Raw genomic sequence first — 17,631 nt, 5'->3', positions numbered from 1 at the left:
CTCCCTCCCCCTTGTGGGGAGGGATAAAGGGTGGGGGTCCCGCTCAGAAGACTTCGGACTACTGCGCCGTCCAGCCGCCATCGACGGAGATCGTGGTGCCGGTGATCTGGGCGGCGTCGTCGGAGCAGAGGAAGGCGACGGTGCCGGCGATCTGGTCGACGGTGGCGAATTCCTTCGAGGGTTGCTTGCGCAGGACGTGGTCGGCGACGACGGTGTCGCGGTCGAGGTTCTTTTCGGCCATCAGATCCTGGATCTGGGTTTCGACCAGCGGCGTCAGGACGAAGCCGGGGCAGACGGCGTTGCAGGTGATGCCCTGTCCGGCGGTTTCCAGTGCCGTCGTCTTAGACAGGCCGACGATGCCGTGCTTGGCCGCGACATAGGCCGACTTGTTGACCGAGGCGCGCAGGCCGTGGGCTGACGCGATGTTGACGATGCGCCCGAAGCCGGCCTTGCGCATGATCGGCAGAGCCGCGGCCGTCGTGTGGAAGGCGGAGGTCAGGTTGATTGCGATGATACGGTCCCATTGTTCGACCGGGAAGCTTTCGATCGGCGCGACGTGCTGGATGCCGGCATTGTTGACGAGGACGTGGAGGGCGCCGAATTTTTCGGCGGCGATCGCGACGAGCTGGCGCGCGGCATCGCCCGTCGACATGTCGGCCGAGACGTAAAGCGCCTCGACGCCGAATTCGGCGGCTAGGCTTTCGGCGAGCGCGTGGTCTTCTGCGGCATCGGTGTAGGAATTGAGGACGAGGTTGAATCCTGCCGCGCCCAGCCGCCGGGCGATGGCGAGGCCGATGCCTGAAGTCGATCCCGTCACGATTGCCGTTCTTTGCGCCGTCATGGCCGTGTCATCCCGTCTTGTTGTGGTTGTCGCCATCGAACATATATTGCAGCGCAGCACAATATGGACGCGCGCCGCCTTGCTCCGGCCCGATGGCGGGTTTAATTCGGGAGGCATACGGCGGCACCAGATGAGGCAGGCCCAGTGAATCCGCATGTTCAGTTTCTCGACCGTCCGCTGACGCGCCGGATCTCGGTTCCGGTGCCGGTGGGCGGCGTTCTCGTCGGCGGCGCGGCGCCGGTCGTCGTGCAGTCGATGACCAATACGGACACGGCCGACATCGACGGCACGGTCGCGCAGGTCGCGGCGCTCAATCGCGCGGGCTCCGAGATCGTTCGCATCACGGTCGATCGCGACGAGAGCGCGGCGGCGGTGCCGAAAATCCGCGAGCGGCTGGAGCGCCTCGGGCTCGACGTGCCGCTGGTCGGCGATTTCCACTATATCGGCCACAAGCTTCTGGCCGACCATCCGGCCTGCGCCGAGGCGCTGGCTAAATACCGGATCAATCCGGGCAATGTCGGCTTCAAGGACAAGAAGGACCGGCAGTTCGCCGCCATCGTCGAGACGGCGATCCGGCACGACAAGCCGGTGCGCATCGGCGTCAACTGGGGCTCGCTCGACCAGGAACTCCTGACCCGCCTGATGGACGACAACCAGGCCAAGGGCTTTCCGATGACGGCGCAGGAGGTGACGCGCGAGGCGATCGTTCAGTCCGCCATCCTGTCGGCCGAGCTCGCCGAGGAGATCGGGCTGGCGCGCGAGCGCATCATCTTGTCGGCCAAGGTTTCACAGGTTCAGGACCTGATCGCGGTCTATGTCGAGCTGGCGAAGCGCTCGAACCATGCGCTGCATCTGGGTCTCACCGAAGCCGGCATGGGCACCAAGGGCATTGTCGCCTCGTCGGCCGCGATGGGCATCCTCTTGCAACAGGGGATCGGCGACACGATCCGCATTTCGCTGACGCCGGAGCCAAATGGCGACCGGACGCGCGAGGTTCAGGTGGCGCAGGAACTGCTGCAGACCATGGGCTTTCGCCAGTTTCTGCCGGTGGTGGCGGCGTGTCCGGGATGCGGGCGCACGACGTCGACCGTGTTCCAGGAACTCGCCCAGACCATCGAGGGCGATCTTCGCCGCAATATGCCGCTTTGGCGCGAGAAATATCCCGGCGTCGAGAACCTCAAGGTCGCGGTGATGGGCTGCATCGTCAACGGGCCGGGCGAATCCAAGCATGCCGATATCGGCATTTCGCTGCCCGGCACCGGCGAGACGCCCGCCGCGCCCGTCTTCATCGACGGCGCGAAGGTCGCGACGTTGCGCGGGCCTGCGATCGCCGCCGATTTTCAGGTCATGGTCGCGGACTACATCGAAAAGCGCTTCGGGCGCGGCGCGGGCGCCTGAGCATGTGGGCGCGGGCGCTCCTCGCAGCCCTCGTGCTTAGCCTTTCGCCTGTGCACGCCGCCGAAAAGTCCGCGCCGACGGTCGGGCTGGTCTGCGATCTCATCGAGGAACATGCCGGCAGGAACGATCTGCCGGAGCAGTATTTCGCACGCCTGATCTGGAAGGAAAGCCGGTTCAACCCGAATGCGGTCAGCCCGGTCGGCGCGGAGGGCATCGCCCAGTTCATGCCCGGTACGGCGGCGCTGCGGGGGCTCGCGGACAGTTTCGACCTGCACCAGGCGCTCGCGGCCTCGGCCGATTATCTCGCCGAACTCACCGCCAAATACGGCAATCTCGGCCTTGCCGCCGCAGCCTACAATTCGGGCGAGGGGCGCGTGTCGCGCTGGCTTGCCTCGGGCGGCTTCCTGCCGCTGGAAACCGAGAACTACGTGCTCGACATCATGGGTGCCCCGGCCGACGCGTTCATCGGCGTCAGGAAGGCGGTGGACGTGCAGCCGCTCGACGAAAAGAAGCCTTTCGGCGAGGCCTGCCGCGAACTGCCGGTTTCAGGCGCATCGATGGTGGCGATGGCGAGCGTTCCGGTCCTGCCCTGGGGCATCCAGGTCGCCGGCAATTTCCGCCGCGACGCGGCGCTGCGGCAATGGCAGCGCCTGCGCCAGCAGCATTCGGGCGTTCTGTCGGGGCACGAGCCGGTCGTCAGCCGGATACGCAATCCGCGTGCGCGGGCCGGTATCTACGCGGTGCGGATCGGGGCGGAAACGCGCGGGGAGGCCGACCGGATATGTACCGCGCTGCGCGGGTCGGGTGGGTCGTGCGTGGTTTTGAAGAACAGGTGAGGGGCGGGGGTGTTTGTCTGCGGCGTTGAGCCGATGGCGACGGCGAGGCCTGGATTCCTGTGACAAGCACAGGAATGACGGACTGCAAAGATACCGCTGCCAAACGAAAATCGTCGCGATTTGCATCCAACCTTGATGCCCGTCACCCCTGTGCTTGTCACAGGGGTCCATGCCTCGACGGTTCAACTGGCGGGACGGAAAGATTCAGCGCTGCCGCTCCGCCACGAAACGCGCAGTCGACATCAGGATCGCCGCTCGGTCGCCATAGGGCGCGACGAGGTCGCAGGCCTGCGCGACCAGCCCGCCCAATTGCCTCCTGGCCCAGTCCTCGCCGTGGAGCGCGACGAGCGTGCCCTTGCCGGCGGCGGCGTCCTTGCCGGTGGCCTTGCCCATCGCTTCGGGCGTCGAGGTGTGGTCGAGAAGGTCGTCGGCGAGCTGGAAGGCGAGGCCGATGGCGGAGCCGAATTCGGCCAGCCGTTCGACGTCGTCCTGCGGCGCGCCGGCGGCGATGGCGCCGGCCTCGCAGGCGAAGCGGATCAGGGCGCCGGTCTTCATCGCCTGCAGGCGGATGATGCCGGCCTCGTCCGGCGCATCGCGCTCGGCGGCGAGGTCGAGCGCCTGCCCGCCCACCATGCCGCCGATGCCGGCCGCGCGCGCGAGCCTGCCGACGAGCACGATCCGCGCCGATGCGTCGAGCTCGGTCGCCGGGTCGGCGAGGATGTCGAAGGCGAGCGTCAAAAGCGCGTCGCCGGCAAGGATCGCGGCGGCCTCGTCGAACGCCTTGTGGACGGTTGGCTGGCCGCGACGAAGATCGTCATCGTCCATCGCCGGCAAATCGTCATGGACGAGCGAATAGGAATGAACGCATTCGAGCGCGGCGGCGACGCGCAGGACCGCCTCGCCGTCAGCGCCCAACAGCGCGGCGCTTTCCATGACGAGGAAGGGGCGCAGCCGCTTGCCGCCATTGAGGACGCCGTGGCGCATGGCGGCGACGAGGCGCTGCGGCCGGTCGATCTCGCCGGGAAGCGGCCGTGCGCCGAGAAGCGCGTCGAGCATCGCCTCGACGCGCAGGGCGGCGCCGGCAAGGAGGGTTTCGAAGTCGATCTGGCTATGGTCGTGCATGGTCTGGCAATCGCCTCTGCCGCCCGTCCGGTCAAGCGATATCGGCGCATGACGACCGGCCGCGATTGCGCGGGGGGACGCGGGAGCCGCTAGACGGGTGGACGTGTCGGAACATGGAAGAGACGGGTGGACGAGCCTGCAATCGAGGTCGAACCGCGCAGGACCGAGAGGCCGGAAGCGTTGGCGCTGTTGAGGCCGCGCCGCAAGCGCCGCTCGGGCTGGCGCTGGGTCGGGCGCGTCGCGCTCGCGCTTGGGCTCCTGGCCGTGCTGCCGCTCGTGCTGACGCTGCTCTACCGCCTGCCGGCCGTGCCGGCGCCGTCCACCTTGATGATCCGCGATGCCGTCACGCTTCAGGGCTACGACCGGCGCTGGGTGCCGATCGACCAGATGGGAACGGCCATCGTCCATTCGGTGATGATGTCGGAGGACGGTCAGTTCTGCGCCCATCGGGGCGTCGACTGGCCGGCGCTCAACGCTGTCATCGAGGATGCGATGTCGGGCGAGCGCACGCGCGGCGCCTCGACCATCACCATGCAGACGGCCAAGAACCTCTATCTCTGGCATGGCCGCTCGATGATCCGCAAAGGCATCGAGGTGCCGCTGTCGCTCTATCTCGACGCGGTGCTTCCGAAGCGGCGGATCATGGAAATCTATTTGAACATCGCCGAGTGGGGGCCGAACATCTATGGCGTGGAGGCTGCGGCGCAGCATCATTTCGGACGCTCCGCGCGCGAGCTGAGTTCGCGGCAGGCGGCGCTTTTGGCCGTCGCGCTGCCCAACCCGCTGAACCGCGACCCGGCCAATCCGGGGCAGGGGCTCTCGCGCTTGGCGGGAACGATCGAGGCGCGCGCGAACCAGGCGGGGGCTTATGTCGGCTGCCTGCGGTGACCGCCTGAAAAAATTCGAGCCCTGAGTCTGGTCAACCCGACTGCCGGCGTGTATAGGCACCGCAACCTTTCGCAGAATTAGGCCCGTTGCAGGCCCCATTGGGGTTGCGCAGGTCATTGATCGATACCGGAGCAAGACCATGGCTGTACCTAAAAGGAAAACTTCGCCTTCGAAGCGCGGCATGCGCCGCTCGGCCGATGCGCTGAAGTCCCCGACCTTCACCGAAGACAAGAATTCCGGCGAAATGCGCCGCCCGCACCACATCGACCTGAAGACGGGCATGTATCGCGGCCGTCAGGTGCTGACGCCCAAGGAAGGCTGAGGCCTTTCGACGAGACGTGAAAAAGCCGGGCAATGCCCGGCTTTTTTGTTGCCTGCGTTGCGTTGGATTTTGATCAGGCGTCGGCGCCGCGAACCATCTGCGTCGATTCCCAGCCTTCGCCGGCCGAGATGATGCAGCTCTTTCCGTCCGTGCCGGTGGCAAGAATCGTCCACGAGCCGCTGTCGGACACGAAGACCTCGACGACCGCGCTGTTGTCGACCATGCCGACGGCCGTCGCGCTTTCGTTGAAGTGCTGCTCGAGTTCGGTGACGATGTTGGCGCGCTCGGAGCACATGTTCATCGACAGCATGTTGGCGTTGAGGGCCGGCGTCTCGACCGCCGGGGCCTCGGGCTGGATCGCCGCCATGTCGGCATTCGGGCTGGTGGCCGAAGCAAAGGGAAGTGCAGTCAGGACCATCGCTGCTGCCGCCGCTGAGACGATAAGGGCTGTGCGTGCCATTGGAAGCACCTCCTGCGTTTCGGCCAGCGGGGAAAGACGATTTACAAAACTGCCCTGCCCGACCCGGAAAATCTTTGGCCACCCTCGGCGGCTTCGGGGGAACAAGGGTTTAGGAAGTGTATCCGTTCCATCACGAGTCTGTGACGTTGCGTAATGTGTGGGCGTGCCGCTTTTCGCGGCAGTGCGAATGGGAACAGCCAGGCTTCACATGGACGAGGACGCACGACGATCGCGACTCCCTCCCCCTTGTGGGGAGGGATAAAGGGTGGGGGTCCAATATGATCCTGCCCTTTATCGTCGGGCTGGACCCGTTCGATATCGGGCAGAGTCGTGCAACAAGGTCGAGGGCTGCGCCGCACCCCCACCCCTTACCCCTCCCCACAAGGAGGAGGGGGACGTCGGCATAGCGCCTTCACGTCAACCGAGCTTCAAGCGGAGAAAAAGTCTCTGCCCAGTCTCAGTTCATCGTCGGGATGACGAATTCCGCGCCGTCCTTGATGCCGGAGGGCCAGCGGGAGGTGACGGTCTTGGTCTTGGTGTAGAAGCGGAAGGCGTCGGGGCCGTGCTGGTTCAGGTCGCCGAAGCCGGAGGCCTTCCAGCCGCCGAAGGTGTAGTAGGCGATCGGGACCGGGATCGGCACGTTGACGCCGACCATGCCGACCTGGACGCGGGCGGCGAAGTCGCGGGCGGCGTCGCCGTCGCGGGTGAAGATCGAAACGCCGTTTCCGTATTCATGCTCGTTCGGCAGGCGCAGCGCGTCCTCATAGGTGTTGGCGCGCACGATGGAGAGGACCGGGCCGAAGATCTCTTCCTTGTAGATCTTCATGTCCGGCGTGACGTTGTCGAACAGGCAGCCGGCCATATAGTAGCCATTCTCGTAGCCCTGCATCTTGAAGTCGCGGCCGTCGACGACGAGGTCGGCGCCTTCCTTCACGCCGCCATCGACATAGGACTTTATGCGCGAGAGGGCTTCCGCCGTCACCACCGGTCCGAAATCGGCCGAGGCGTCGAGCGAGGAGCCGATCTTCAGCGCCTCGACGCGCGGGATCAGCTTTTCGACGAGACGGTCGGCGGTTTCCTTGCCGACCGGGACGGCGACCGAGATCGCCATGCAGCGCTCGCCGGCCGAGCCGTAGCCGGCGCCGATCAGGGCGTCGACCGTCTGGTCCATGTCGGCATCGGGCATGATGATCATGTGGTTCTTGGCGCCGCCGAAGCACTGGGCGCGCTTGCCGTTCGCGGTCGCGCGCGAATAGATGTACTGCGCGATCGGCGTCGAGCCGACGAAGCCGACGGCCTTGATGTCCGGATCGTCGAGAATGCCATCCACGACTTCCTTGCCGCCATTGACGACGTTGAGGACGCCGGCCGGAAGGCCCGCCTCGATGAAGAGTTCGGCGATGCGCATCGGCACGGACGGATCGCGCTCGGACGGCTTCAGGATGAAAGAATTGCCGGCGGAAATGGCCGGGCCGATCTTCCACAGCGGGATCATGGCCGGGAAGTTGAAGGGGGTGATGCCGGCGACGACGCCGAGCGGCTGGCGCAGCGAATAGACATCGATGCCGGGGCCCGCGCCGTCGGTGTATTCGCCCTTCATCAGGTGCGGGGCGCCGATGCAGACCTCGATCACTTCGAGACCGCGCTGGATGTCGCCCTTGGCGTCGGGGATGGTCTTGCCGTGCTCGCGGGCAAGCATTTCGGCGAGTTCGTCATACTCGTTCTGGACCAGGTCGAGGAACTTCATCAGGACGCGCACGCGGCGCTGCGGGTTGGTCGCAGCCCAGCCGATCTGTGCCTGCTTGGCGTTTTCGACCGCTTCGCGCAGTTCCTCGCGCGAGGCGAGCGCGACCTTGCCGCGTACCGAGCCGTCCATCGGCTGCATGATGTCAGCGGTGCGACCGCTCTTGCCGGCGACGCGCTTGCCGCCGATGAAATGTCCGACCTCGATCATGAGGATCTCCCTAGCTTATCGGTTTGGCCGCATCTTCTGCGCATGGCAGCTGCAATGCAACGCCAAGTGGGGGCAAGCCGCTGTGCAAGGATCGATGAGCGAGAAAGAAGGTGCACGAAATGGTGCAACGCGGTATGGAGAGGAAGGGTAGGAGATTTCCATGAACTGGGACGACATGCGCGTGTTTCTGGCGGTGGCGCGCTCGGGGCAGATCCTGGGGGCGGGCAAGCGGCTCGGGCTCAACCACGCGACCGTTTCGCGGCGCATGGTGGCACTGGAATCCGCGCTCGGAGCGAAGCTTCTCAACCGGCTGACGACGGGCTGCGAACTGACGCCGGAGGGCGAGCGCTTTTTGCAGGTGGCCGAGCGCATGGAGGCGGACATGATCGCCGCGCGCTCGGAAGTCGCGGGCGAGGGGGCGACGCTTTCGGGCACGGTGCGGATCGGCGCGCCGGATGGATTCGGCGTCGCCTATCTGGCCGGGCGGCTGCCGGAATTCTCCGCGCTTCATGCCGACCTCGATCTGCAACTCGTGCCGGTGCCGCGCTCGTTCTCGCTGTCGCGGCACGAGGCGGATATCGCGATCACCGTCGACCGCCCGACGGAGGGGCGGCTGGTGGCGGCCAAGCTCGTCGACTACACGCTCGCCATCTACGCCTCGCGTGACTACGTGGAGGCGCACGGCCTGCCGCAATCGACCGACGATCTCCTGAAGCACCGGCTGATCGGCTACGTGCCCGACCTGATCGTCAGCCCGTCGCTCGACTATGCGCGGCAATTTCATCCGCAATGGGAAGCGCGGTTCTCGGTGTCGTCGGCGCTGGGGCAGGTGGAGGCGGTGCGGGCCGGCGCCGGGGTTGGGATTTTGCACTCATTCATCGCGCGCAAGCATCCGGAACTGGTGCTGGTGGAAGCGATCAAGCCGATCCGGCGGGCGTATTGGCTGGTCTATCACGAATCGGTGCGGCCGGTGCGGCGGATACAGGCGGTGGCGGGGTTTATTGCGCAAGCGGTGGAGAGGGATCGGGGGCTTTTCGCGTAGATTGCGCTTTGTCGCGCCCCCCTCTGTCCTGCCGGACATCTCCCCCGCGAGGGGGGAGATTGTCCGGCAGGACAGAGGGGGCAACGTGGAGCGTCAACGCTTCAGGCTATCGCCCGCAACCTCTCCGGCAGCGTCGTCAACACATCCGCCGTCGCATTGGCGAACGCCACGCGCAGATGCCGGTCGTTGCCGGGGCCGAAGAAGGCGCCGGGGATGGTGACGATGCCGGCTTCGCGGGCGAGGCGTTCGGAGATGCGGGTCGAGCTTTCGCCGTCGAAGGGATGGCGCAGGAACGCGAAATAGGCGCCGATCGCGTCGAGGGTCCAGCCGTTGGCGCCGTCGAGCGCCGCGCGCAAGGCGTCGGCGCGGTGGGCGATTTCGGCGCGGTTGTCCTCGCGCCAGGCAGCGAGCGGCGCGATGGCCGCGGCGACCGCGATCTGCGGGGCGCGCGGGGCGCAGATCTGGACGTTGTCCATGATCCGGGCGATGGCATCGACCATCTGCGGCGAGGCGGTGACGGCGCCGAGGCGGTGGCCGGGAATGCAGAAGGATTTGGAGAAGGAATAAAGGCCGATCAAATTGTCCTGCCACAGCGGCTCGGAAAAAAGCTCGTGCGGGCGGGCAGTGCCGAGCGGCAGGAAGTCACGATAGGTCTCGTCGAGGATCAGCCAGATGCCACGGTCGCGGCAGAGCGCCAGGAGGTCGGCGAGGAGCGAGGGCGGGTAGATCGCGCCGGTGGGATTGTTCGGCGTGACGATGGCAAGCGCGCGGATGTCCGGCGTGATCGCGGCGGCGACGTCCTCGAGCCTCGGCAGGAAACTGTCTTCGGCGTGGCAACGGACATAGCGCGGCGCGATGCCGAGCATTTCCAGCGTCGTCTCGTGATTGAAGTAGCAGGGGTTGGTCATCAGGATCGCATCGCCAACGCCGGCGACCGCCATGGCGGCGGTGACGAAGGCCTGATTGCAGCCCGAGGTGATATGGATATTCTCGGCGGCGATCGGCGCGCCGTAGAGCGCGGCCTGATGCGCGGCGTAGCTTGCGCGCAATTCGTCCTCGCCCTCGATCGGGCCGTAGCCGCAGGCGGCGACTGAGCCGGCGGCTTCGGCGAGCCAATTCAGCATGCGCGGTTCTGGCGGGTAGCCGGGCACGGCCTGGGAAAGGTCGACCAGCGGGCCGAGGCGACCGTCATAGGCGCGGCCCCAGGCCTGGACGGCGGGGATCGGTGGAGCCGACAGGCTGGCGATCAGCGGATTGAGGCGCGGTCTCATCATGCGGGGTCTGGTCTCAGGACTTGCGGGACTTGGCGGCTTTTCGCGCCGGTGCCTTGCGCTGGGCGGGGGTGGAACGACGAATGGCGCGGCGGGCGGTCGTCTGCGGCTCGGCGCGCGCGTTCATATCGGCAAATTCGCTCGTCAGCCAGTCGATGAAGACCTGCACCACCGGCGCGGAGCGCAGATCCGAACGGCAGGCGATATGGAACGCATCGACGGCCGGCACGGCGAGGTTGAACGGCGCGACGAGCTGGCCGGAGGCGAGGAAGCGGCTCGCCGTCACTGTGTCGCCGAGCGCCACGCCGTAGCCGTGGATCGCGGCCTCGATGGCAAGGCGCGCATCGCACATGTGGTGCTGGGCATTGCGCTTCAGGTCGAGCGCGTCGGCGGCGGAGAGCCAGGTGTGCCATTCGCGGCCGTCATCGGCGTGGAGCAGGATGTGCTCCTTCATGTCGCGGATGGTGCGGATCGGCCGGTTGTTGATGAGCGAGGGCGAAACGACCGGGAAGAGGTCGAGCCCGGTCAGCCGGCGCGACCAGCAGTCGGTCCAGTTGCCGTCGCCGTAAAGGACGCAGATGTCGATGCCGGCGGAATGGATCAGATCCGGGTCGTTGGCGGCGTCCAAGGTCAGGCGGATGTCGGGAAAGCGCGCGGTGAACGAGGACAGGCGCGGCAGGAGCCAGAAGGACAAGAGCGCGGGGACGCAAGTGACCGACAGCGCGCCGGCGCTGGACGGGCGCGTCAGTCGCGCGGTCGCGCCGGCGATCTCGGCGAAGGCGGTGGAGACGGAGGGCAGCAGCTCGGCGCCGTGCGCGGTGAGCTTCAGGCGCTGGCCGCCGCGCTCGAAGAGCTGCACGTCGAGCGCGGATTCGAGCGCCCTGATCTGGTGGCTGACCGCGCCGTGCGTGACTGAAAGCTCCGCCGCAGCCTTGGTCAGCGAGCCGTGTCGGGCCGCTGCCTCGAAGGCGCGCAAGGGGTTGAGCGGGGGCAGGCGGGGTGCCAAGCGTCGATTTCCGATGTGAAGAAAGCTCACAGCAAGAGCTACAACAATATCAATTGCATTTTCAATGGCACTGGCTCAACAATTCGATCTGCCAAAACATTATGCGGCACGCGTCAGCGACCAAGGAGCAGGCAATGGGCTGGGACCAGGCGAAACTCGAAGCCTTGCGCGACAAGTTCGCGGACGGCACCGGCGGCGATATCGCCGACCCGCGCTTTCGCAAGGTTGCCGAGAAGATCTTCTCCAAATCCGGCACGCGGCTGGCGCCCTATGCCGGGATGCCCACGTTCCTCACTGCGCCGCACCTCGCGATCGATCCCGCCGCGCCTGATTTCGGCGATCTGCAGGTCGGCATTTACGGCGTGCCGATGGATTTGGGTGTCACCAACCGCAACGGCTCGCGTTTCGGGCCGCGCGCGCTGCGCACCATCGAACGGATCGGGCCTTACAATCACGTCCTCGAATGCGCGCCCGTGCAGGAACTGCGCGTGGCCGATATCGGCGACGTGCCGTTCGCCAGCCGTTACCGGCTGGAGCAGAGCCATGACGACATCGAGGCGCATGTGACGCGCATGGTGGATGCGGGCGTCGTGCCGCTCGGCGTCGGCGGCGACCATTCTATCACCCATCCGATTCTGAAGGCGGTCGGCCGCGACCGGCCCGTCGGCCTGATCCATATCGACGCGCATTGCGACACGAGCGGATCGTTCGACCAGACGAAGTTCCACCATGGCGGGCCGTTCCGCAATGCGGTGCTCGACGGTGTGCTCGACCCGACGCGGACGATCCAGATCGGCATTCGCGGCTCGGCCGAATATCTGTGGGAGTTCTCCTACGAGAGCGGCATGACGGTGATCCATGCCGAGGAGGTCGACCGGCTCGGCATCCCCGCGATCATCGAAAAGGCGCGCGCGATCGTCGGCGACGGGCCGACCTACCTCTCCTTCGACATCGACAGCCTCGACCCCTCCTTCGCGCCCGGAACCGGCACGCCGGAAGTGGGCGGGCTGACGACGCGCGAGGTGCTGGAACTCCTGCGCGGCCTGAAGGGCGTCGATCTCGTCGGCGGCGACGTGGTCGAGGTCGCGCCGCAATATGATTCGACGACCAACACTGCCCATGCGGGAGCACAGGTGCTGTTTGAAATATTGAGCCTGATGGTGTTCAGTCCATCCATCATTCGGGCCTGAGCGGTCTGCACCACCGACAAGCTTTTCGGGAACAAGGGAACGGCCGCAAAGGCCACATAAGAGGAACGACGATGAAGAAGTTTCTGACCACCAATGTGAGCCGGCGCACGGTGCTCGCCGGCACGGCGATGACGGCCGGCATGCTTGCCATGCCCTCGATCCTTCGGGCGCAGGACCGCTCGATCAAGGTCGGCGTCTATGGCGGCTATTTCAAGGAATCGTTCGACACGCACATCTTCCCGGCCTTCACCGAGGAAACCGGCATCGCGGTCGAATCCATCGCGGAGCCGACCGGCGAGGCGTGGCTGGTGCAGCTCGAGCAGGCCGCGCGCGCCAACCAGGCGCCGGCCGACCTGTCGATGATGGCGCAGGTCGCCATGCTGAAGGGGCAGGCGAGCGAGCTCTGGCAGCCGCTCGACCTCGCCAAGATCTCGAATGCCGACAATCTGCTCGATCGCTCGGTCAACAAATATCCGGACGGCCGCGTCTGCGGCATTGGCGCCGTGGCTTGGTACATCACGCTCGTGACCAACACCGACGTCTATCCCGAGGCACCGACCTCATGGCAGGCGCTGTGGGACCCGGCGAATGCCGATCGTCTCGGCCTGCTCGCGCTCGTCTCCAACTCTTTCCTCCTGGAAGTCACCGCCAAGACGTTCTTCGGCGGCACCGACCATCTCAGCACCGACGAGGGGCTGGAGGAAGTGTTCCAGAAGCTCGCCGAGGTAAAGCCGAATGTGCGGCTTTGGTATCGCGACGAGGCGCAGTTCGAGCAGGCGCTGAAGTCGGGCGAAATCCCGATGGGCCAGTACTACCACGACGTCACCGGCCTTGCAGCCGCCGACGGCAACCCGGTTCGCTCGACCTTCCCCGAAGAAGGCGGCATCCTGGATTCGGGCTCGTGGGCGCTGTCCCGCGCGTCGCAGAAGGCCGAGGAAGCGCATGTGTTCATCGACTATATGACGCGCGCCGAAACACAGACGCTGATGTCGCAGAAGGTCGGCACCGCGCCGACGATCAAGCGCGAACTGACCCAGCTCACGGACGAGGAATTCGCCGCCGTGTCGTCGGACATCGATCCGATCATCCCGCGCTACGATCTCTACCAGACTCGGGACGACTTCCTGAATCAGAAGTGGACGGAGCTCATCGCCGGTTGACGGGCGCGACGATATTCACGCCAGGACGGCCTGCAAACGGCAGTCTTCTGCGCTTCCGGTGCTCACGTACGAAAAGTACGCTCCGCTCCGGTTCTCGAAGCCAACCGTTTTCGGCTCGCCCTGACCCGAATCTCGACGCGCCCGACCGCAGTGCACCTGCTCGGCGCGTCGGAACCACAATCTTCCGGGCTGCGTTTGCAGCCCGGACCATCGGAAAGACGGGACGGCGATGACGGGTCTCGCGCTCAAGGCGATCACCAAGAAATTCGGCGACTTCAAGGCCGTCGACCATGTCAGCCTCGACGTGCCGCAGGGCACGTTCGTGTGCCTGCTCGGCCCGTCGGGCTGCGGCAAGACGACGTTGTTGCGCATGATTGCGGGGCTGGAGGAGCCGAGTTCGGGGCAGGTCGTCGTCGACGGGCGGGACATCACCGCGACGCCGACGCACAAGCGCGATTTCGGCATGGTGTTCCAGTCACTGGCGCTGTTTCCGCATCTGAATGTCGGCGACAACATCGCCTATCCGCTGCGCATTCGCGGTGCGTCCAAGGCCGAGCAGAGCGGGCGGGTCGACGAACTCCTGAAGCTCATCCATCTGCCTGATTTTGCGAAGCGTCCCGTCGCCAAGCTTTCCGGCGGCCAGCGCCAGCGCGTCGCGATCGCCCGCGCGCTCGCCATCTCGCCGCGCCTCTTCCTGCTCGATGAGCCGCTTTCGGCGCTCGACGCCAAATTGCGCGAGGCGATGCAGGTGGAACTGCGCCAGTTGCAGCAGCAGCTCGGCATCACCACCATCGTCGTGACCCACGACCAGCGCGAGGCGATGACCATGGCCGATCTGGTCGTCGTCATGGGCGAAGGGCGCATAAGGCAGGCCGCACCACCGGTCGAAATCTATCGCCGCCCGGCCGACAGTTTCGTCGCCGGCTTTATCGGCTCGACCAATCTTATCGCTGTCGAAAGCGACAGCATCGGCCGCGTCACCGCGCTTGGCACCGCCCTGCCGGATGTTGCGATGGTCGACGGCGCGCGCATGGCGACGCTCTCCGTGCGGCCCGAGGATGTGCAGATCACCGCGCCAGGCGAAGGCGTCCTGGCCGGAACCGTGACCTTCGTGCGCGATCTCGGCGGCACGATCGAAACCTTCGTCGACGTTTCCGGCACGACCATCGTCGCCGTGACGACGCCGCGCGACCGCTCCGACCTTGCCGCAGGGCAGAAGGTGGGCGTGCGAATCCCGGCGCAAAGCGCGGTGGTGCTGAAGTCATGAGACGCGAGGCGCCGAAGAGCGTTGCGGATTACGCGCCGCTGGTCTTTCCGGGCTTCATGCTGGTCGCCTTTTTCGTCGTGCCGTTCGGCACGATGGTCGCCGTCTCGTTCTTCCAGCGCCAACAGGGCGGGTTCTACACGCCGGCCTTCATATTCGACAATTACGAGCGGTTTCTCTCTGCCTTCTTCGGCGGCGTGCTCGGGTTCTCCATCATGCTTGCCGTCGTGGTCGCGCTGGTGTGCGTGGCCATCGGGTTCCCGTTCACCTGGCTGATCTCGAAGGCCAGCCGGCGGGTGCAGGTGGTCTGGCTGGTCGCGCTTTTGTCCGTTCTGTCGCTCTCCGAAGTCATCATCGGTTTTGCCTGGTCGACGCTGTTTTCCCGCACGGCCGGCATCACCAACCTCCTCGTCTGGGCGGGGTTGATGGCCGAACCGCGGGCGCTCTTCCCCGGTTTCGGCGCGGTGCTGACGGCGATGGTGTACCAGGCGCTGCCCTATACGGTGCTGATCCTTTATCCCGCCATCGTGCGGCTCGACCCGACGCTGACGGAAGCCGCGCGGACGCTGGGCGCGTCGCCGATCCGCGCCTTCTTCAACGTCGTCGTGCCGGGGCTGCGCAACACGATCGTCGCGACGCTGATCATGGTCTTCGTCTTCGCGCTCGGCGCGTATCTCCTGCCGCAGATTCTCGGCCGGCCGCAGCATTGGACGCTGTCGGTGCTGATCACCGACCAGGCGATCTACCAGTCGAACATGCCGTTCGCCGCGGCAATGGCCGTGTTCCTCGTTCTCATGTCGCTGGCGATGGTCGGGCTGACGCTGCTCGTAGGGCGCAAGGGAGAGGCGGCATGAGCACGGCCCTGACGCGTCTTTATCTCGCGCTCGTCGCCATCTTCCTCGCCGCGCCGATCGTCGTCGTCGCGGGCGTTTCGGTGAACGAGCGGCAGAATTTGACCTTCCCGCCGCAGGGCTTTTCGCTCTCCTGGTATGCCGCGATCTTCACCGACGACAGCTGGCGGCAGGCGCTGATGAATTCGCTGCTGCTGGCGACGCTGGCGGCGACGCTGGCGGTGCTGATCGCGCTGCCGCTCGCCTGGTTCCTGTGGCGGCGGATCGCGCCCTGGGCGAATGTGTTCCAGCTTCTCGGCGTCGCACCCTTCGTGCTGCCGCCGGTCATCACCGCGCTCGGCTTCCTGACCTTCTGGACGACGGCGGGCGCCTACGGCCAGTGGTGGACGGCGATCATCTCGCACGGCATCTTCTTCGTCACGCTGCCTCTGGTGACCCTGACCCTCGGCTTCGCCTCCATCGACCGCTCGCTCGTCGAAGCGGCGTCGACCATGGGCGCAAGCGAGCGGACCGTGCTGCGAACGGTGGTCCTGCCGCTCATCCTGCCCTATCTGGTATCGGGCTTCGCCTTCGTGTTCGTGCTGTCGCTCAACGAATACATCGTCGCCTACATGACCGTGGGGTTCACCATGGAAACGCTGCCGATCAAGATCTTCAACGCGCTGCGCTACGGCTATACGCCGACCATGGCGTCAGTCTCCGTGTTCTTCGTCGCGCTTGCAGCGCTGATCTTCGGGCTGGTGGCGCGGTTCGGCGACCTGCCGCGACTTCTCGGCGCGCTGTCGTCGGACGAAAGCTGATGAAGATCGCCGCCTACCAGATGGAGAGCGTGCCGGGCGACGTCGCCGCCAATCTGGCGAAGATCGAACGTGCGGCGCGCGAGGCGGCGGCCAAGGGCGCGTCGATCCTGATCGCGCCGGAACTGGCGCTGACCGGCTATGGTGCGGGTCGCGCAGTGCGCGAGAAGGCCGAGACGTCCGAGGGCGCGCAGGTCGCTCGGCTGGCCGAAATCGCGGCGGAGACCGGGGTCGCGATCCTCGCCGGGTTCTCCGAGCGCGACGGCGAAACGCTGCGCAACAGCGCCGTCTATGTTGACGGCGAGGCGGTGCCGACGATCTACCGCAAATGCAATCTCTACGGTCCCTATGAACGCGGGCTGTTCGAACAGGCGAAGCCCGAGGCCGTGACCTTCGAGCGGGGCGGGCTGAAGTTCGGCATCCTGATCTGCTACGACGTCGAGTTCCCGGAGAATGTGCGCCGGTTGGCGAAGGCAGGCGTCGACGTCGTGCTGGTGCCGACGGCGCTGCCGGCGAGCGACCATGACGCGTTCATCGCGCGCAAGCTGGTGCCGGTGCGCGCCTTCGAGAACCAGGTGTTCTTGGCCTATGTCGACCATTGCGGGGCGGATGAGCGCTTCGCCTATACCGGTCTGTCGGTGATCGTCGCGCCGGACGGGACGCTTCTGGCGGAGGCCGGCGAGACGGGGGAGGCGCTTCTCGTTGCGGAGCTCGATCCGAGCCGCTACCAAGCTTCGGCAGAGGCCAATTCCTATCTGGCCGATCTCACTTCCTGAAGGAGCTCTTTATGACCATCACCCGGCACGAGACCGGCCCGCGCATGAGCCAGGCCAACATCTTCAACGGCGTCGTCTATCTCGCCGGACAGGTCGGCGACGGCGACACGGTGAAGGCGCAGACAGAATCGATCCTCAAGGAGATCGACCGGCTTCTGGCGCTGTCGGGCTCGTCCAAGTCGCGCATCTTGTCGGCGCAGATCTGGCTCGACGACATGGCGAATTTCGCAGAAATGAACGAAGCGTGGGATGCTTGGGTCGACAAGGCGAACACGCCTGCGCGCGCGACCGGCGAGGCGAAGCTGGCGGCGGCGAAGTACAAGGTGGAGATCATCGTGATCGCGGCGCAGGGCTGACATTTCCGCAAGAAGGCCTGGCTGGCTGAAGTCGCGCTCTGTCGCACCCCCCTCTGGCCTGCCGGCCATCTCCCCCTCAAGGGGGGAGATCACGCGC

At 66.0% G+C, this 17,631-nt stretch carries 18 protein-coding genes; 12 read left to right on the top strand and 6 right to left on the bottom strand.

Annotated features, from left to right (window positions below):
* Positions 1–58: 58 nt before the first annotated feature.
* Positions 59–841 carry a 3-hydroxybutyrate dehydrogenase gene (locus tag ALII_RS0110355; protein WP_024587251.1) on the bottom strand — a complete coding sequence of 261 codons (783 nt, stop codon included), beginning with the start codon at positions 839–841 and terminating at the stop codon, positions 59–61.
* Between the two features lie 144 nt (positions 842–985).
* Here ALII_RS0110355 and ispG point away from each other — a divergent pair, with 144 nt between their 5' ends.
* Positions 986–2,239: a flavodoxin-dependent (E)-4-hydroxy-3-methylbut-2-enyl-diphosphate synthase gene (gene ispG, locus ALII_RS0110345; RefSeq protein WP_024587250.1), complete on the top strand. Its 1,254-nt coding sequence runs from the start codon at positions 986–988 to the stop codon at positions 2,237–2,239.
* Positions 2,240–2,241: 2 nt separating this feature from the next.
* Positions 2,242–3,075, top strand: coding sequence for a lytic transglycosylase domain-containing protein (locus ALII_RS0110340; RefSeq protein WP_024587249.1), 834 nt, complete (start codon positions 2,242–2,244; stop codon positions 3,073–3,075).
* A gap of 204 nt (positions 3,076–3,279) precedes the next feature.
* Here the strand turns inward: ALII_RS0110340 and ALII_RS0110335 are convergent, their stop codons facing one another.
* Entirely contained in the window at positions 3,280–4,197 is a 918-nt protein-coding gene (locus ALII_RS0110335; RefSeq protein WP_024587248.1) for a polyprenyl synthetase family protein, read from the bottom strand.
* Positions 4,198–4,455: 258 nt separating this feature from the next.
* Here ALII_RS0110335 and mtgA point away from each other — a divergent pair, with 258 nt between their 5' ends.
* Both mtgA and rpmF read left to right on the top strand, forming a co-directional pair.
* Positions 4,456–5,085, top strand: coding sequence for a monofunctional biosynthetic peptidoglycan transglycosylase (mtgA, locus tag ALII_RS0110330; RefSeq protein ID WP_244437402.1), 630 nt, complete (start codon positions 4,456–4,458; stop codon positions 5,083–5,085).
* Between the two features lie 139 nt (positions 5,086–5,224).
* On the top strand, positions 5,225–5,407 hold the full coding sequence (rpmF, locus tag ALII_RS0110325; RefSeq protein ID WP_024587246.1) for a 50S ribosomal protein L32: 183 nt from the start codon (positions 5,225–5,227) through the stop codon (positions 5,405–5,407).
* 73 nt (positions 5,408–5,480) lie between these two features.
* On the opposite strand, the gene ALII_RS0110320 is transcribed toward rpmF, so the two are convergent.
* Together ALII_RS0110320 and ALII_RS0110315 are read right to left on the bottom strand one after the other, a co-directional pair.
* Positions 5,481–5,867, bottom strand: a complete 387-nt coding sequence (locus tag ALII_RS0110320) for a hypothetical protein (RefSeq protein ID WP_152529580.1) — start codon at positions 5,865–5,867, stop codon at positions 5,481–5,483.
* 457 nt (positions 5,868–6,324) lie between these two features.
* Positions 6,325–7,821 carry a CoA-acylating methylmalonate-semialdehyde dehydrogenase gene (locus ALII_RS0110315; protein ID WP_024587244.1) on the bottom strand — a complete coding sequence of 499 codons (1,497 nt, stop codon included), beginning with the start codon at positions 7,819–7,821 and terminating at the stop codon, positions 6,325–6,327.
* A 160-nt stretch (positions 7,822–7,981) separates the two neighbouring features.
* Between ALII_RS0110315 and ALII_RS0110310 the strand changes: the two genes are divergently transcribed.
* Positions 7,982–8,863, top strand: coding sequence for a LysR family transcriptional regulator (locus tag ALII_RS0110310; protein ID WP_024587243.1), 882 nt, complete (start codon positions 7,982–7,984; stop codon positions 8,861–8,863).
* Positions 8,864–8,964: 101 nt separating this feature from the next.
* Here the strand turns inward: ALII_RS0110310 and ALII_RS0110305 are convergent, their stop codons facing one another.
* Positions 8,965–10,137, bottom strand: coding sequence for an aminotransferase (locus tag ALII_RS0110305; RefSeq protein WP_024587242.1), 1,173 nt, complete (start codon positions 10,135–10,137; stop codon positions 8,965–8,967).
* A gap of 13 nt (positions 10,138–10,150) precedes the next feature.
* On the bottom strand, positions 10,151–11,140 hold the full coding sequence (gene gcvA / locus ALII_RS0110300; RefSeq protein WP_024587241.1) for a transcriptional regulator GcvA: 990 nt from the start codon (positions 11,138–11,140) through the stop codon (positions 10,151–10,153).
* A gap of 134 nt (positions 11,141–11,274) precedes the next feature.
* On the opposite strand from gcvA, the gene speB reads away from it, so the two are divergent.
* From speB to ALII_RS0110265, 7 genes are all read left to right on the top strand, one after another.
* The gene (gene speB / locus ALII_RS0110295) at positions 11,275–12,330 is read left to right on the top strand and encodes an agmatinase (protein ID WP_024587240.1); all 1,056 of its coding nucleotides are present in this window, start codon (positions 11,275–11,277) and stop codon (positions 12,328–12,330) included.
* Positions 12,331–12,458: 128 nt separating this feature from the next.
* Complete coding sequence (locus tag ALII_RS0110290; protein ID WP_152529585.1) at positions 12,459–13,490, top strand: ABC transporter substrate-binding protein; 1,032 nt, start codon at positions 12,459–12,461, stop codon at positions 13,488–13,490.
* A 229-nt stretch (positions 13,491–13,719) separates the two neighbouring features.
* On the top strand, positions 13,720–14,757 hold the full coding sequence (locus ALII_RS0110285; protein ID WP_024587238.1) for an ABC transporter ATP-binding protein: 1,038 nt from the start codon (positions 13,720–13,722) through the stop codon (positions 14,755–14,757).
* Positions 14,754–15,608 carry an ABC transporter permease gene (locus ALII_RS0110280; RefSeq protein WP_024587237.1) on the top strand — a complete coding sequence of 285 codons (855 nt, stop codon included), beginning with the start codon at positions 14,754–14,756 and terminating at the stop codon, positions 15,606–15,608. Before ALII_RS0110285 ends, ALII_RS0110280 begins: the two co-directional genes overlap by 4 nt.
* Positions 15,605–16,405, top strand: a complete 801-nt coding sequence (locus tag ALII_RS0110275; RefSeq protein WP_024587236.1) for an ABC transporter permease — start codon at positions 15,605–15,607, stop codon at positions 16,403–16,405. The genes ALII_RS0110280 and ALII_RS0110275 overlap by 4 nt, the downstream gene beginning before the upstream one ends.
* Positions 16,405–17,178 (top strand): carbon-nitrogen hydrolase family protein, encoded by a 774-nt coding sequence (locus ALII_RS0110270; RefSeq protein ID WP_029660399.1) that lies wholly within the window; start codon positions 16,405–16,407, stop codon positions 17,176–17,178. Before ALII_RS0110275 ends, ALII_RS0110270 begins: the two co-directional genes overlap by 1 nt.
* An 11-nt stretch (positions 17,179–17,189) precedes the next feature.
* Positions 17,190–17,534: a RidA family protein gene (locus ALII_RS0110265; RefSeq protein WP_024587235.1), complete on the top strand. Its 345-nt coding sequence runs from the start codon at positions 17,190–17,192 to the stop codon at positions 17,532–17,534.
* Positions 17,535–17,631: the final 97 nt, after the last annotated feature.

This window comes from Aliihoeflea sp. 2WW, assembly GCF_000497755.1.
Taxonomy (GTDB): domain Bacteria; phylum Pseudomonadota; class Alphaproteobacteria; order Rhizobiales; family Rhizobiaceae; genus Aliihoeflea.
The sequence above is the reverse complement of the archived record's forward strand: the minus strand, read 5'-3'. Positions and strand labels throughout refer to the sequence as shown.